The organism is Desulfatiglans anilini DSM 4660, assembly GCF_000422285.1.
In the GTDB taxonomy this organism is placed as follows: domain Bacteria; phylum Desulfobacterota; class DSM-4660; order Desulfatiglandales; family Desulfatiglandaceae; genus Desulfatiglans; species Desulfatiglans anilini.
The window spans coordinates 1-16,027 of sequence record NZ_AULM01000041.1; the positions used below are offsets into that span (position 1 = coordinate 1).

10 protein-coding genes are annotated in these 16,027 nt (G+C 56.0%); 1 reads left to right on the forward strand and 9 read right to left on the reverse strand.

From position 1 onward, the window contains the following. Nucleotides 1-7: 7 nt before the first annotated feature. From H567_RS0118355 to H567_RS0118385, 7 genes are all read right to left on the reverse strand, one after another. Nucleotides 8-1,165, reverse strand: a complete 1,158-nt coding sequence (locus H567_RS0118355; protein WP_051185106.1) for an iron-containing alcohol dehydrogenase — start codon at nt 1,163-1,165, stop codon at nt 8-10. 53 nt (nt 1,166-1,218) lie between these two features. Then, on the reverse strand, nt 1,219-1,923 hold the full coding sequence (locus tag H567_RS0118360) for an ABC transporter ATP-binding protein (RefSeq protein ID WP_153306258.1): 705 nt from the start codon (nt 1,921-1,923) through the stop codon (nt 1,219-1,221). Further along, entirely contained in the window at nt 1,923-2,675 is a 753-nt protein-coding gene (locus H567_RS0118365) for an ABC transporter ATP-binding protein (RefSeq protein WP_153306259.1), read from the reverse strand. Before H567_RS0118365 ends, H567_RS0118360 begins: the two co-directional genes overlap by 1 nt. A gap of 2 nt (nt 2,676-2,677) precedes the next feature. Beyond that, nucleotides 2,678-3,646, reverse strand: coding sequence for a branched-chain amino acid ABC transporter permease (locus H567_RS25935; RefSeq protein WP_051185107.1), 969 nt, complete (start codon nt 3,644-3,646; stop codon nt 2,678-2,680). 6 nt (nt 3,647-3,652) lie between these two features. Then, a complete protein-coding gene (locus H567_RS0118375) occupies nt 3,653-4,534 on the reverse strand; it encodes a branched-chain amino acid ABC transporter permease (RefSeq protein WP_028322513.1) in 882 nt (293 codons plus the stop codon). Nucleotides 4,535-4,848: 314 nt separating this feature from the next. Next, nucleotides 4,849-6,072: an ABC transporter substrate-binding protein gene (locus H567_RS0118380; RefSeq protein ID WP_208598425.1), complete on the reverse strand. Its 1,224-nt coding sequence runs from the start codon at nt 6,070-6,072 to the stop codon at nt 4,849-4,851. Nucleotides 6,073-6,688: 616 nt separating this feature from the next. Beyond that, a complete protein-coding gene (locus H567_RS0118385) occupies nt 6,689-7,258 on the reverse strand; it encodes a hemerythrin domain-containing protein (protein ID WP_035255180.1) in 570 nt (189 codons plus the stop codon). 841 nt (nt 7,259-8,099) lie between these two features. On the opposite strand from H567_RS0118385, the gene H567_RS27480 reads away from it, so the two are divergent. Continuing rightward, a complete protein-coding gene (locus H567_RS27480; protein WP_051185108.1) occupies nt 8,100-10,727 on the forward strand; it encodes an ATP-binding protein in 2,628 nt (875 codons plus the stop codon). A 31-nt stretch (nt 10,728-10,758) separates the two neighbouring features. On the opposite strand, the gene H567_RS27485 is transcribed toward H567_RS27480, so the two are convergent. After that, the gene (locus H567_RS27485; RefSeq protein WP_051185109.1) at nt 10,759-14,907 is read right to left on the reverse strand and encodes a transporter substrate-binding domain-containing protein; all 4,149 of its coding nucleotides are present in this window, start codon (nt 14,905-14,907) and stop codon (nt 10,759-10,761) included. A gap of 75 nt (nt 14,908-14,982) precedes the next feature. Then, nucleotides 14,983-15,852, reverse strand: a complete 870-nt coding sequence (locus H567_RS27490) for a GAF domain-containing protein (protein ID WP_028322516.1) — start codon at nt 15,850-15,852, stop codon at nt 14,983-14,985. Between the last annotated feature and the right edge of the window lie 175 nt (nt 15,853-16,027).

Consider the following 16,027-nt stretch of genomic DNA (forward strand, 5'->3'; position numbering starts at 1 on the left):
CCGGCCGTTACAGAACGCTCAGATAGATCCTCTCGGCGTCCTCCTGAGTCATGGTTCGGGGGTTGTTGGCCAAGAGCCGGGTGACCTTCATGACCCCCTGAGCCAGGTTCGGGATGTCCGATTCCTGGATGCCGAAAAGGCTCAGATGGGCCGGGATGCGGAGATCCGCAGCCAGGGTGCGCATGGCATCCACGGCCGCCAGGGCCATGTCGCGAAGGCTCATGCCCTCGATCTCCTCGCCCAGGAGTTCAGCCATTTCGGCGAATTTGGGCAGGTTGCCGAGCATGTTGAATTCCATGACCGGGGCCAGCATGATGCTGTTGGCCACCCCGTGGGGGATATGAAACTCGGCGCCGATGGGGTAGGCGAAGGCATGCACGGCGGTCACGCCGGCGTTGGCGAAGGCCATCCCGGCAAGAAGGCTGCCTTCCAGCATGCAGGTGCGGGCCTCCAGATCCTGGCCGTTCGCAAAGGCGGTGCGGATATTGTCGGCAAGGAGGCTGATCGCCTCGCGGGCGAGCATGTCCGTCATAGGGTAGGCGTTTTTGGAAGTAAAGGCCTCCACCGCGTGGATCAGGGCATCCATGCCGGTAGCGGCGGTGACCTGCGGGGGCAGGTCGAGGGTCAGCTCCGGGTCCAGCAGGGCTACCGAAGGAAACAGATAGGGGCTGACCACCCCTTTTTTCAGCTTCTCCGCTTCGTCTGACAGGATGACGATCGGGGTCACTTCGCTGCCGGTGCCCGCAGTAGTGGGGACAATCAGGGTCTTGCGGCCGGGTCTGGGAACCAGGTCGACCCCGAAATAATCGGCCAGATCGCCGTCGTTTTCAACCATCAAGGCGGCTATTTTGGCGATGTCGATGGAGGAGCCGCCTCCGAGCCCGATCACGACATCCGCGCCGGAAGCGCGCAAGGCGTCTGCGGCATCCCTGGCGATCTCCAGCCTTGGATCGGGTTCGACCTTGTCATAGCGTGAGAAGGCCAGGCCGTCATCGCGCAGCACCCGCTCGAGCCGTTCGGCGATTCCCGTCTTCACCAGGCCCGGGTCGGTGACGATCAGGACCTTGCCGCCGCCGAGCCGCTTGACTTCGGCGGGGATCTGGGCAAGACAGCTGGCGCCCATGACGATGCGCGGCGTGGTCTGAAACAAGAGAGTCTTTTGCATGATTGGCATTTTCCTGTCCATTGAGTGTTTGAGGACGAGTGGTGCCTGGAGCGTCAAACCGCCAGATAGGTCTTCTGGATGTCTTCCGCCTGGCGAAACGCCTCGACCGTTCCACCATACACCACGTGACCCTTGTCGAGCAATACCACACGATCCGAAACGGCCATGGCGAAGCGCATGTTCTGCTCGGAGAGCAGGATGGTCGTCTTGGCCTCTTTCAGGTCGAGGATCAGGCCCCTGAGCGTCCCTACGATGACCGGGGACAGCCCCTCGGAAGGCTCATCGAGCAGCAGCAGGTCCGGGTTGCCCATCAGCGCCCGGGCAATGGTGAGCATTTGCTGCTCCCCGCCCGAAAGCGTTCCGCCTGTCCGGCCGGCCATGACTGCCAGAACTGGAAACTGCTCGAAAACGGAGTCGAGGTTCCAGCGGCCCGAACGGCCTGGAATACGTCCCAGTTCGAGGTTTTCACGGACGCTGAACGGCCCCAGGATACGGCGGTCTTCAGGGACGAACCCCAGGCCCATCCGGGCCATCTTGTAGGCCGCCAGCCCGGTGCATTCGTTGCCTTTGAAAAAGACCTGGCCTTCCCTGGGGGGGGTCAATCCGACCAGCGAGCGAAAGGTGGTGGATTTTCCCACGCCGTTTCGCCCCATCAGGCAGACCGTTTCACCCGTGTCCACATCCAGGCTGACATTGAAGAGAATATGGCTTCGGCCGTAATAGGTGTTGAGATCGACGGCCCTGAGGATCCTTTCCATCAGAACTCTTCTCCCAGGTATGCAGTGATGACCTGTTTGTTGGCGCGGATCTTTTCGGGGGTGTCATCCGCCAGGAGCGTTCCCTGCTGGAGCACCCTTACGGTCTGGGCGATGCCGAAGACCATGTCCATGTCGTGTTCGATGAAGACGAGGCTCAGATCGAAATCTTTCCAGAGCTTGAGGATCAGTTCCTTGGTGTGGAGGCGCTCTTCGGGGGACATCCCGGCGGTTGGTTCGTCCAGCAGCAGCAATCTGGGCCGGAGAGCCAAAGCGATCCCGATGTCGAGCAGTTTCTGGTCTCCGTGCGCCAGCTCGAATGCCATTCTGTGGGCTTGCTGTTCGAGTCCGAGGCTTTCCAGAATCGCGTGTGCATCTTCGGTGGCCTGCTGGAAATGTTCGACCGGGTGCAGGTATTTCCGGGTCTGGTTCAGCTTGGACAGGCAAGCCACGCGGATGTTGTTCAGGACGGTTTCATCCGGAAAAATGGAGGCGATCTGAAAGGCGCGGCCGATTCCCAGGGCAACGATCTGTTGGGGGGATTTCCCGATGATCTCGTGCCCATCGAACATAATGCTGCCTCCGTCTGGTCTCAAGCGCCCGGTGATCTGATTGAAGAGGGTGGTCTTGCCTGCGCCGTTGGGTCCGATGATGGCGGAAATTTCCCCCGGCATCACGGCGAAACTCACATCGCTGGTGACGTGGAGGCCGCCGAATGACTTGTTCAGGGATGTTATTTGAAGGATGGGCGTCATCTTCAGCTTGACCTCCCCGTGCCGGTTTTGCCGAACCGTACCTTGAGGCCCAATGCCTCACCGACGATCCCCTTGGGAAAGATGATCACCATGAAGAGCATGACCGATCCGATGATCAAGGGCCAGTACTCGGTAACGGCCCCGATATTGTCTTCCAGGAGGATGAAAACGGCGGCGCCGAAAAAAGGCCCGAAGAACTGACTGATGCCACCGAGCACCGACATGAGGATAGCCTCGCCGGAAGTGGTCCACAGCAGCATATCGGTGTGAATCGAGCTGTCGACGCCGGCCATCATACCTCCGGCCAATGCCGCGAAGAAAGATGAGATCATGTAAATGCGCAGTTGGTTGCGGCGCACCCGGCGCCCCAAAAACCGGATTCGCTCCGGGTTCTGCTGAATACAGCGCAGAATCATGCCGAACGGACTGTAGGCCATTCGCTTGAGGGTCCAGATGGAAAGGAACACCAGTAGCAGCACGAAATAATAATACACGATCCGGTTCTGGAGAATCCCAGGGGGGATGATTCCCTGAATGCCGTCATCGCCGCCCGTGAAGTCGTACCATTTGAAGGTGATCTGCCAGGCAAGCTGAGCAAAGGCGAGGGTGAGCATGGTGAAGTAAACGCCTCCGACACGAATGACCAGAAGCCCCAGCAAGAAGGAGAGTACGAAGGCCATCAGCAGCCCCGCCGCCAAAGCAGGCAGAAACCAGGTGCTGCCCAGGTATTCTACCATGAGGCCGACGCTGTAAGCGCCCAACCCATAATACAACGCCTGCCCGAAGGAGAGCATGCCTGTGATGCCCCAGAGCATGTTGAATGAGACGGCGAACAAACCCCAGACGAGGATGTGGCTTGCCACATTGAGCTTGTAGGGGGAATTCGTGATGACCGGTACCATGGCGAAAATCAGGACCAACAGCCCAAAGGGGGACGCCGGTATCAAACGGCGAGTGATCTTCTCTAACATAGAGGCCTACCTTGTCCGACGTGCGGAGAACAGTCCCTCCGGCTTGAAAACCAAGACAATCACCAAAATGAGAAAGCTGAAAAGGGTTGCCCATTTGGGTACGAAAGCCACACCGAAGGCCACGACTTCCCCTATCAGAATGGCTCCGAGCCAGGCTCCCCAGAAGTTGCCCATGCCCCCGATCACCACCACGATCAAAGAGTCGATGATTACCTCGATGCCGGCCCCGGGGGTGACCGTGCGCATCGGGGCGGCCAGCGTGCCGGCCATGCCGCCGAGCGCTGTAGCGATGCCGAAGACCAGGGTCATGGTCATGGGCACGTTGACCCCCAGAACGCTGACGATCTCACGATCGACCGCGGAGGCTCTCGCGACCCGGCCGGCCCGTGTCCTTGATAGGATCAGCCATGCCAGGATCACCGCCATCAGGCCGACGCCGATAATCAAAAGGTTGTAGGCCGGAATGAAGATGTCGCCCAATTGGACTGCGCCATCAAACCCCGCCGGGCGTGCGAGGGACTTATACTCCGCTCCCCAGATCAGTTTGACCAAATCGTCTATGATCAGGATCAGGCAGTAGGTAAGCAGAATCTGGAAACCGCCCTCGTTGGCGCGGCCATAGATGCGCCTCAGAAACAAGAACTCGACCACCATACCGATCAACCCGGCGCAGATCCCGGTCATGACGAGGGTGAGGAAAAAGTTGGATCCCCAAACCGCTGAAAACTGATAGCCGAAGTAAGCCCCGAGCATGTAGAAGGAGCCATGGGCAAAATTGAAGACATTGCCGACTCCGAAGATCAAGGTCAGGCCGCTGGCCACGAGAAAGAGGAGCGTGGCTATGGTCAGACCGCTGATCAACTGTGTGAAGAAAAAAGACGTGTCCATGGAGTTTTCCTTGCCGGAAAGGAGGACGGGACGATTGGACACCGCCCAGGTTCCACAGTTGCGTTGCCTGAAATTCCCTCCATGCACAGGAAGGCTGGGCATACGGAGGGACGGTATTCCAGTCGCGGGTCGCTATTCGGCCTGGTGGAAATCTTTGCCTGCATGTCGGCCGGGCGGCCATCTAAACATGGACGACCAAAAAATGCGGCACCTTTGCGAGGCTGCCCGAGGCGAAAAGAGGCGACTATCCCTCTGAGGTTTTATGGCCGAAAAGAAGATTGGGGCGGCGCGTGGCCGCCCCTTTTAAAAACAGATTACTTACGCTTTTCCTTGATATAATCGGCTGGCGGCATGACATCTTCTGGAGAATAGATTTTCCAGTCGCCGAGCATCATTTTGGCTGGCGGGAAATCATTGTTAGGCATCGTTATGCCTATGGCCTGCATCTTTTTCAGCTGGTGGGTTTCAGGGCGCATATAGGAGGTAAAACCTTCAGGATCCCATGGTGCCTTGAGCTTCAAGTTTTCCAAAGCCTTGACCAGCGCCTCGGTGTCATCCGGATTGCCGACCGTTTCGACGGCCTTCGCGATCGCGTAAACACCTACATAGGCGCCGGAAGCCGCATAGGTTGGATAGCGGCCGGTACGGTTGTGGAATTCCTGGACGAACTTTCGGTTGAGCTCCGTATCCGGCCAGTTGTTATAGTGGCGCGCGCCCAGCACGAGGCCCGCCGGCAGATCCGCCCCCATCGCGCTCATCAGTTCATAGTTGCCACCGGCATCCGGATGGAAGTAGAGCGATTTCTTGAGCAGGCCATACGGCATGGCCTGCTTGAGAAAAGCGACGGTGTCCCCGCCCCAGAAACCTGCTACGAGGATATCCGGATTGTCACGGCTCAGGGAAGTGATGTAGGCCGTATAATCGGGTTCAAACAGTTTCGGCCAGTATTCTCCCACGACCTCGTATTGGATGCCGAGGCGATCCAGATTGTATTTTAGTTCGTTCCACTGGTCGTGGCCATAGGCATAATCCGGGCCGATGTAGGCGATGGTCTTCCAATCCTTGGTTTCCCTGAGCTCTTTCAGATAGAGCGCACCTGCAGCCATGGACATGAAGGTGTTGTTGGAAACCCGGAAGTAATACGGCTGCAATTTGTCGACGGTGAGCTGCGTGGATGCATGGTCGGTGCCGATGAAAATGGTTTTGTACTGCTGTGATATTTCGGTGATGGCCAGGCCGACACCGGAGCTGACTACCCCGAAGAGGAAATGGACCTTGTCTTCGGTGATGTAGCGGGTGGCCACCCTCACGGCGTAAGCTGGCCTGGCCTTGCTGTCCGTAAAGGTGATGTCCAGCGTGTAGCCGTTGACCCCGCCTTTGCCATTGATTTCGTCGATTGCCATTTCGGCGGCGGCGACAGAGTCGATCCCGTACAGGCCGGCCCGTCCGGTCATTGGATACATGGCCCCGATCCGGATGACCTTGTCTTGTGCCTGGACGGCGAGGGGAACTGCAACAACCGCAAGAAACAAGGCCACAAAAAAGACGCAGGTAATCTTTTTCATCCCACCCTCCTCTCATTAACTCTATGTGTTATGATTGTTTTCCCTCAATTCGACCCTGTCCGCCAACCGGCAGGCCAAAGAGGTGCTGGCGAGTGAAATGGTAAAAAGCGGCTATTACAACGCATGTACCATAGGGGAAACAGACTTGGCTGTCAAGCTAAAGACGGGAGTGAGGCAGCAGGCCTTGAAGCAGGGATCTCCGGATTTGCGCAATCGATTGCCCCAAGAGGCGCTGGCACGCAGATTTGAGGCTTCAGCACGGAAGTTTTCGGCTGGATCCGTTCCTCGACCTTCAAGCCGGTTGTGCAGAGCGCAAGGGTCGATTGATTGCGATAGGTAAGGCCGCCTTGCAAGATGGGACCGCGAAGCTTGGGAGTGGACGCGAAAACCCATCCTGGCCAAAATTCTGCGGAGGAAGCGGACCTTGCCACGTGAGGGCAAGAGTCACTTCAAACGATGTCTTTCTTCGCAATGATGGGGCTGGAGGTCTTTGAAGGGCGCCTTAGGGGTTGCATTTTGAGGTCAAAAAAGTGCTTCTAAGCTCGTGGAAGCGGCCCTTTTCCCTATGTTTTGTTTGTTGTTCAGTCATTTATCTTGGTCCGACCCCGACAACGAAAGTTGCTTGCAACCGATGCAAAAGAGCATGAAACTCAGAGTGTTTGCCTTCGCCGATACGTTCCCGTTCGAGCTGCTCGAATGCTTCAAAAAGCTCTTTGTCTTTATCCGGGTTCAATTTCGCTTCCGCCATGGGGAAAAGAACCGTGTTTTCCTTGGCGATATGCTCATTGAGGAGAGCCACGTATTCTTTAATGATTGTCTGAGCGTGTTCCTTGCGCAAAACGAGCCCGGACTCATGGCTGGCCAGGGCATCTTTGAGCATGGCAACCAGTCTGCGGCCCTGTTCATGTTCCAGCAGCATAACCCCGATAGGACCTCCTTCACGCAGCACACCGACATTCTCCAAGGCTGGAAAAAGGAATTCTTCCTCCTTGGCATGATGGCATTTGTCGACGAAGACCGACAGGAACTCGAGGATGTTGGAGAGATCCTTCCCGTCCACTTCTTGACCGCGTCCGAACCTGTCCGCAACGGCCTGTAGGATTCGAAGCATGATTTCAATGCCGTGGTGTTCGTTCTTAAGTTCCTCAATTGCCTTCATTTTGGCACCTCCTTGAATCTAAGCGCGATGCACAGCGAGACTGCGTCACGTTTTTGGATGTTTTCAGGTTGTGGAGTTCAAGGAAAAACGCGCTTGTGCTCTTCAAAAATTCTTGGGAAGAATACCGCCTCGGTGATCGGGTCTATTTTTCGTGAACGGATTTTTGCTCGATTTTTTCGCGAGCGGAATATATTTTCCATGAAAAAATCATGCAAAATCCAGGATTTTTTTCTCCGATGCGCAGTTGTAAGAGGAAACGGTTTGCCCGCCTGATCTACAGAGGGTTCTATTCCCAACTGCAGCTATAAAGGGAGACAATGGCCTCCGGAGTCTGCGCCCGAAAGGGCTTTTTGGCAAGCCGGGCGTCAATCTGGAGCCTTGTTTGTGGTCAGCGCCATGCAGTTTGTACAAAGGCGTCTGATTGCCTGCGGCAAAAAGTTCAGGAAGCGTTTAACATGCGCTTTTTCCTGCAGCGACTTCCAGGAGTCTGTCGTGCCTTTCGAATGCCCGGTAAAAACGACTGAGGATCAGCGTGACGAATAGGGTCAGGCAATCTTCCCACTCGGCGAAGACGGCCGCTTTGCCTTGGGTCGTTTCCGAATCGACGATCCCGGCCGACTCCGGCTTTTAGAACATGGCCTTCCACATTGAGCTTATATCGGGAATTTGGTATGAGAGGCAAGGTGAGAACTGGTGCCGGGGACGTCTTGAGGTTTCGTTAGAGGTGGCATTTTGTGGGCCAAAATGTGCTTCTAAGGCGCTGAAAGCGGCTTTTGTGCCCATGTTCTGTTTGTTTTTCAATCGGTTATCTTGGTCCGACCCCAAAGGGGAGAGGGGGGCAGTGAGGCTGGCAGCTAAATTAACGGTATTTTTCCTGCTGATTTCTCTGTGTCCTGTTCTAGCCGTAGGGTATTTTTCCTATGTCAACGGGCAGAGCACCATCGAGGCGCAGACGATCGATCAACTGCGGTCCATCAATCACTTGAAAAGAGAGGAGTTGAACCACTGGTTGAAGGAGAAGCCCCGCCTCCTGGAGATCTTTGCTCAAGGGTATTTTTTTACGGAGATTTTTCCATCGATTTTGGCCTCGCATGATGACGCAGACCTCTCTCAGCTGAAAGAGGAAAGAGATATCGTTCAGAGGCGCCTCAAACCCTTTGCCCTGGAAGGGAGTTTTTTCGAGATTTTCATTTTAGATCAGCGCAACGGGGAAGTGCTCCTATCGACGGATGAGAGGCAGGCGGGTAAACATAAGAACCATCAGCCCTATTTTCGACAAGGCAGGAATGGAACCTTTATCCAGAAGCCTTATTACTCGGATTCCCTTCAACGACCCGTCATCACGGCGGCCACACCCATCAGGGACCGTTACGGGGACGCAGTGGCCGTGTTGGCAGGGCGCCTCGATCTCGAAAGCCTTTCGAGGATCATTGGGATGCGGACGAGCCGGAGCGCATCCGAGGACACCTATCTTGTCAATGGATCCGAGTTTTTCATTACCGAACCCCGTTTTGGCGACGGATATGCCCTGAAAAAGACGGTCAACACGGCAGGGGTCAGGGCGGCCCTCGAGAAACGGGCCGGGCAGGGATTTTACGATGACTACCGGGGCGTTCCCGTTATCGGGGTCTACCAGTGGCTGTCGGATTGGAATCTCGGCATCATTACCGAGATCGACCAGGAAGAGGCCTTCAGGCCCATTTACGGCCTTCGGAGCACCATCTTTCTGGTCGGATTGGGAACGGCTCTTTTGGCGGGGTTGGCTGGCCTCGCTATGGGTCGGACCATAGTTCACCCCATCAGGAGGCTGATGGAGAGCACGGAAATGCTGGGACGAGGAAATCTGCAGACTCCCGTCCCCTCCATGGGCAAAGCCGAGATTGGAGAATTGTCCAAATCGTTCGAGCAAATGCGGATCAGGCTTAACGAAAGCCTGGTTTCACGCGACGCCCTGATGCTGGAGGTCGCCGAGCATGAGAAGACTATGGCGGCCTTGACCGCGGAGAAGGAATTCAGCGAGAGAATCATCAACAGCATGCCCGGAATCTTCTACCTGTTTGACGCAAGCCTCCGTTTTCACGAGTGGAATGATAATCTTGAAACGGTTACCGGCTATTCGCATGAGGAAATTTCCTCCATTTCGCCGATAGAGCTTTTCCCTCAGGGTGAGCGCAAGCGTATTTCCAGGGGCATCGAGCAGGTGTTCGAAAAAGGGAGTCTCGAAGCGGAAACAACTATCCTCACAAAGACCGGCCGGGAGATACCCTATTATTTGACGGGTTACAGGGTGACCGTAGCAGGCAAGCACTTCCTGGTCGGGACCGGCATCGATATCGCGGATCGGAAGAGGGCCGAGCAGTCCGTTCTGCGTGACCGTGAACGCCTTTTGGCCTTGTTGGATGGGATCAACGATCTGATCTATGTCGCAGACCCCGTGACCTACGAACTGCTTCACCTGAATGCCGCTGCCCAGGCGACCTCGGGGGAGGACGCCATCGGTAAACCCTGCTATGAAGCGCTTCAGGGGCGCGCGGAGCCATGCCCTTTCTGCACCAATGACAAGATCCTCGGTGAACACAGGGGCCAGAGCTATGTGTGGGAATTTCGGAACGAGACCAACCGCCGCTGGTACCAGTGCGCTGACAAGGCCATCCAGTGGGTCGACGGCAGGGTGGTGAGGTTTGAAATCGCCACCGATATTACGCCTATCAAGGCCGTGCAGCAGGAACTGACGTCGCGGACGCAGGATTTGGAGCGTTCCAACAGGGAACTCGAACAGTTCGCCTATGTCGCTTCGCATGATCTGCAGGAGCCGCTGCGCATGGTGGCGAGCTATACGCAACTTCTGGCCAGGCGTTACGAGGGGCAGCTGGACGCAAAAGCGGACAGGTACATCGGCTATGCAGTCGAGGGGGCCAAGAGGATGCAGGTGCTTGTCAACGATCTCCTGACACTTTCCAGGGTGGGGACCCGGGGCAAGCCGTTTGAGGAAACCGACTGCGAGGTCTTGATCAACCATGTGCTGAGGAACATGGAGCGGATCGTCGAGGAGACCGGAGCCGTCGTAACGGTGGGTCCGATGCCCAAGATAAAGGGCGATGCCGGTCAACTCACACAGGTCTTTCAGAACCTTCTTGAGAATGCGATCAAATTCCGTGGCGAAACTCCACCGAACGTGGACATTTCTTCGTGGGAGACTGAAGAAGCATGGGTGTTCGAGGTGAGTGACAATGGGATCGGGATCGATCCAAGATATCACGAACGTATCTTCTTGGTGTTTCAGCGCCTCCACGAGCGGGAGAGGTATCCCGGTTCGGGCATAGGCCTTTCGATTGCCAAGAAGATCGTCGAGCGGCACGGAGGGGAAATCCGAGTGGAATCCGCTGAAAATGCGGGCTCGCGTTTTATCTTCACCATTTTAAAACACCAGGCTGAGGGAAGCAACGACGATGCCGGAGAGGTGCCATAACCTTCCTCGGAGTTTTGCGACTGCTGTACTGTTACCTGCTGTCCAGTGCATTGCGCACGCTGATCGCCAGATCCCGAAAAGAGAAGGGCTTTTGAAGAAAATGCACTCCTTCATCCAGAATGCCCCGATGAGCGATCACTTTCGCCGTGTAGCCCGACATGAACACAACTTGAAGGCTGGGGCGGAGGGACTCGAGGTGGTGGGCCAATTCCTGCCCGTTCATACTTGGCATGACGACATCCGTGATCAGGAGATCGATGCCGCCCTGATCGGCACAGGCCAACTGGATGGCCTCGGCGGGGGATCCGGCTTCCAGTACGTTGTAGCCCAGTTCCTGGAGCATCGTTTTGGCGAGTTTCAGGATCGACGGCTCGTCTTCCACCAACAGTACGGTTTCGCCGCGGGCTTTAGGGATGGGCGCTGCGGTGGGAGGTTTCGAGGGGGCGGCATGAGCAGTGCACAGTGGGAGGTAGATCCGGAAAGTGGATCCTTTCCCGGGTTCGCTGTAAACGTTTACGAACCCGTCGTTTTGTTGGACGATGCCAAACACGGTGGCGAGACCGAGCCCTGTTCCCTGGCCGGTGCCTTTGGTGGTGAAAAAGGGTTCGAAGAGATTTTCAAGGGTCCTCTCGTCCATGCCGCAGCCGTCATCGGTGACCGACAGCATGATATAACGACCCGGCTTAAAACCGGATTGATCGGCGCAGCGGGATTCATCGACGGTGAGGTTGTCCGTCTCGATCGTGATCCTGCCCACCCCGGTGATGGCATCTCGTGCATTGAGGCACAGATTCGCCAGAATTTGATCGATCTGGGACTGGTCCATATAAACAGGGCAGGAGCCGTCCCCGGGTTGCCAGGATAGATGGATGTCCTCGCCGATGAGGCGGCGCAGCATTTTGAGGGTGCTCTCCACGGATGCGTTCAGGTCGAGAACTTCGGGAAGGATGCTCTGCCTACGGGCAAAGGTCAGTAATTGGCGGGTAATATGGCTCGAACGTCTTGCGGCGGCCAGGATTTCGTGCAGGTCATCGTAGAGAGTCTCTTTCGGGTTTACGTTCTGCATGGCCAACTCCGCGTAACCGGTGATGACGCTCAGCATATTGTTGTAATCATGTGCTAAACCGCCGGCCAAGCGGCCTAAGGACTCCATTTTCTGCGCGTGGTTCAGTTGGCTTTGAAGCCTTGCTTGCTCCTCCTGAGATCGTCTGTTTTCGGCCTCGATTTCGATTACGTTGAGGGCGTAGGCCAAATCCTTTGAAAGTTCGTCCAGCAGGCTCAGTTCCTCCTCGTCAACGATCAGCCGATTTTCTGTGGCGACGGCCAGGTAGCCGAGGCTCTCGCCTTGGTGAGTCAACGCTGCCAGCAGTATCTGACCCTCGCCTAATATTCGGCGTACCGGGCAGCCTGTGCAGGTTGGCTTCCGGCCGTGGGGGGAAATGACCTTGCCGGGCGATTTTGCCTCTTCACACAACGGGCGCAATTTGTGCTGTTGAGCCAACCCGGCGGCAAGCTTCTCTCTTTCCGGAGGCAGTCCGGCCGATGACCAGGCTGAGGATTGCTCCCCGTTCCGCTCCAGGATGATCAGCGCGGAGGAGTAACTGCGGTTGGCAACCAGAAGCCGGCAGCCTTCTTTTATCAAATGGTCTCTGCCCCGTTCGCGCACGATCAACTGGTTGATCTCCCGGATGGCACGCAGAACCTGGTTCAGGTGCGCGATTTGCAGCTCCGAGCGCTTCTGTTCTGTGATGTCTTCGGCCGTACTCATGATGCCGACGATGCTGCCGAAAGAGTCCCGGATCGGCGAAGCGGAAAGCCTGAGATGGAAGAGGCTTCCGTCCTTGCGCTGGCGGAGCAGTTCGATGCCCCGAACCCCTCCTTCCAGGAGGATACGCTCCCGCAGGGCCTTGAATTCCTCGACCTTGTCCGGGGGAACGATAGGGAGCGGGCGGGTGACCACCTCTTCCGGAGTCCATCCGAAGATTCTTTCGGCGGAAGTGTTCCAGGCGAGCACCTTGCCGTCCAGACCCACGCTGTACAGGGCTACAGGTGAACAGGCGATCATGGCCCTCAGGAACTCTTCGGTTGCGTGCAGGGACTTTTCGGCATTCTTCCGCTCGGTGATGTCGACGACGGTCGTGATGAAATAAAGCGGCTTGCCCTCCGAGTTGCGCCGTATCCGCACGCTCACATCCGCCCATACGTTGGACCCGTTTCTGTGGAGGCACCTCTGTTCAAAGCGCGTGGCGTCCTTCTGTCCTTTCAAGAGACGGGCAAGTTTACGTTCGATTTCCGGCACATCCTCAGGCGGTGTGAGCTGCTGCCACGTCTTTTTTTTCAGTTCTTCCGGAGTATATCCCAGGTAATCGGCAAGGGCCTGGTTTGCGTTGATCTGCCCGGATAGCTGGGTGATCGATTTACCCACGTTGGCGGATTCGAAAAAATGCTTGAAACGGTCCAGGCTCTCGTGAAGTTCTCTTGTCCTTTGAGACACCTGTCGCCGCATTGACCAGGACCAGGCGACAGCCGAGAGGAGAAACAGCAGCAACGGGACAATGACAATCGCTGTGTAGCGCAGCGCCTCTTTGAGAGAAACGTGCTCGTTCTTGTAGACTCCAAGCCATTTGTCACGGATGCGGCGGTATTCGCCGCTCTGCTCCAGGCCGTTCAGCCCCTCGCTGAATTCGGCAAGGAGGGCCTTAAGACCCTTCGGCGTTGCGTAACAGTATTCGGCGGCGAGGATCGGTCTTTCCCCTAGAACCAGGCCGGACCATTTGTGCTTGTTGATGAGGTAGAGCGCGGTAATGCGTGAGACCAGCGCACAGTCGTATTTTCCCTCTAGGAGTTCCCGCAGGGCCTCCTCCTGGTCGTTGACGGGGACGACCTGCTTGCCAAGACCTTGCTCGAGAGCTACTTCGTGCATGATATCGCCCTGTTCGACAAGAATGCGCATGCCGGCGAGTTCGTGGATGGACCCCGGCGCAGCTCCCTCGCCCCTGCGCACCGCTGCGACGTGGTGGGTCAGGTTATAGGTTTGCGAGAAATCGAACTGCAGGCTGCGGGTGGGGGAGTAGAACATGCCCTGCAACAAATCGATCTTTCCTGTTTCCAGGGCTTTGAGCCTTTCCGTCCACCTGCCGAGTTTGATTTCGACACTGAGGCCCATTTCGCGTGCGATGGCGCGCGTGAGGTCCACGTTGAATCCAGCGGGCCGTCCTTCTTCGTCCAGGAACTCAAAGGGGGGGTAGTTCCGGTCGCCGCCGACCACAAGGGGCCGGTCTGAGGGCAGCTGCATGGTGGCAAACCACTTGGAATGCAGGCGCCGATAAGTGCCATCCGCCATGACCAGCGCGAGGCCCTCGTTCAACAGCGCCAGGGTTTCACGATCCCCCTCATGCACGCCAAAGCAAAAGTCCTGCTGGAATCCTTCGATGGGTTGGTCGATGACCTCCAGATCAGTCAACCCGGTCTTCTGGATGAGTCGCAAAGCCACGAGTCGTTGGGCAACGACTGCCTCGTAGCGGCCTTCTGAAAGCTCCTGGAGGGCGGTTTCGAGGGTGGCGGTGGTGAAGATATCAATGCCGCGCTCCGTGCGGCGCAGAAACTCTTCCGCATTGTCCCCCTTCATAACGGCGACCCGGCGGCCACTCAAGTCTAGGAGATCCCGGATGCCGGTTTCTTCCTTGCGGATGACGATAGCACCATGCAGAGTGATGTAGGGGATCGTGAAATCGAAGAGGGCTTCGCGTTCGGGGGTGCGTCCGACCAGAGGCAAGGCCTGGATTTCACCCCGTTCGAGCCAGCCGCGCACCTCTGCCCAAGGTCCTGTGCGAAAAGCAGCCTCCTTCCCCATGGCGGCCAGAGCCGCGCGTAGCAGTTCAACGGAAAACCCGGTTGCCTGCCCGTTGTCGTCCACGAGGCTGAAAGGAGGATAATCGATTTCAGCTCCGGAGAGGATGGGTTGTCCGGGCCCTGTTCGAGCCCCGTCTGCAGCCGCCGGTAATCCCTGAAGGCCGCCGACCAGAGCGAGCAGGAAAGCCATGAGGGAAAGCTTTTTCTGAAGATTGGGGTACGACAGCCGCTGAAATTTCAATAAAAGGACCCGTGGCGGTCTTGATACGCTCAAGACACCCAAGCAGGTCAACATGGTTCTTGTGAGGTGTTCCAGGTTTTTGTTCATTGGAGGCCCCCCTGCCTCTGTGCGGTTCAAACAGCCTGGAGCAACGATTTGCGGCGCATTTGGGCCCGAAAAACATCAACTAGATGGTGCATCATCGTAAAGATCCATTTCTGGATAATATTTTGCGGCGCACTCTTGACAAATGCTGTGCGAAAACTCCGCATCCGAGTGATCCGAAATGTATTGTTCAATTTGCTTCCAGTAGCCCTTGTCGTCACGGATCTTTTTGCATATTGAGCAAATCGGCAGGAGTCCAGTCAATGTCTTGACCTCGGCAAGCGCCCTGTTCAACTCATTGATGATCTCTTCGTTGCGCCGGTTGCTCCGCACGATTTCATCGCGATTTCTGCTGTTTTGCAGTGCGATGGCTGCAAGTTCCCCGAAACCTGTTGCCATCTTGGCGTCATTGTCATCAAAATCAGACGCCTTATTGGCCAGGCCGATGATTCCGACGGTTTTGTCCGAGATCACAAGGGGGGCGAAAAGAACGTTGCTCAATACAACGTGGCCCTCAGGCATCAAGCCGGCCCAGGGGCTTTTCATGAAATCGTTGTTGTATACGGCCAGGTGGGACCTGTAAGCTTCCTCCCTTAAGCCCCTGATAGGCATTGGCAAGTGAGGATCGACGCTGCAAGGCATACCACCCGACTCGAGAAAGAGAAGTTCATTTTCCGTTCCATCAGCGCTTAGCAGGGCGACATAGCCGGAAGTCGCACCGATCAGGTCCTTACAGTAATTAAAAATGGATCTTGCTGAATCGGAGAATTTTTGCACAGCCAAAACAGCTTTGGAACTCTGCATAAAAGCTTCGAGTTCTTTTTTTCGCCGTCGGGCTAATTGCCGTGCTTCATTGAACTGTGTATTCATTTCATTAATCTCTGTTATTTTAGTCCTTGATTTAATAGCTTTATTTGAGAAATGATTACTAGTTTTATCATCGTGCATACTTATGGCTCCTTCAGCTCATTGTGAAATGTGTCTTCCGGGAAATCTGGTTATTTGATTGTATTTATTAATGAAATTATAATGATAGAGCAAAAACGAAAATATAAATTCAATATATTTATTCTAGATGAATGATCACGTTGCTATACGAATTTTCTGGCTCAGATTGGCATTA

Excerpts from the sequence above, each read along its gene's own strand:
- H567_RS25935 (WP_051185107.1), bottom strand. The coding sequence starts at position 3,646 with ATGTTAGAGAAGATCACTCGCCGTTTGATACCGGCGTCCCCCTTTGGG.
- H567_RS0118385 (WP_035255180.1), bottom strand. The coding sequence starts at position 7,258 with ATGAAGGCAATTGAGGAACTTAAGAACGAACACCACGGCATTGAAATC.
- H567_RS0118375 (WP_028322513.1), bottom strand. The coding sequence starts at position 4,534 with ATGGACACGTCTTTTTTCTTCACACAGTTGATCAGCGGTCTGACCATA.
- H567_RS0118365 (WP_153306259.1), bottom strand. The coding sequence starts at position 2,675 with ATGACGCCCATCCTTCAAATAACATCCCTGAACAAGTCATTCGGCGGC.
- H567_RS0118360 (WP_153306258.1), bottom strand. The coding sequence starts at position 1,923 with ATGGAAAGGATCCTCAGGGCCGTCGATCTCAACACCTATTACGGCCGA.
- H567_RS27485 (WP_051185109.1), bottom strand. The coding sequence starts at position 14,907 with ATGAACAAAAACCTGGAACACCTCACAAGAACCATGTTGACCTGCTTG.
- H567_RS0118355 (WP_051185106.1), bottom strand. The coding sequence starts at position 1,165 with ATGCAAAAGACTCTCTTGTTTCAGACCACGCCGCGCATCGTCATGGGC.
- H567_RS27490 (WP_028322516.1), bottom strand. The coding sequence starts at position 15,852 with ATGCACGATGATAAAACTAGTAATCATTTCTCAAATAAAGCTATTAAA.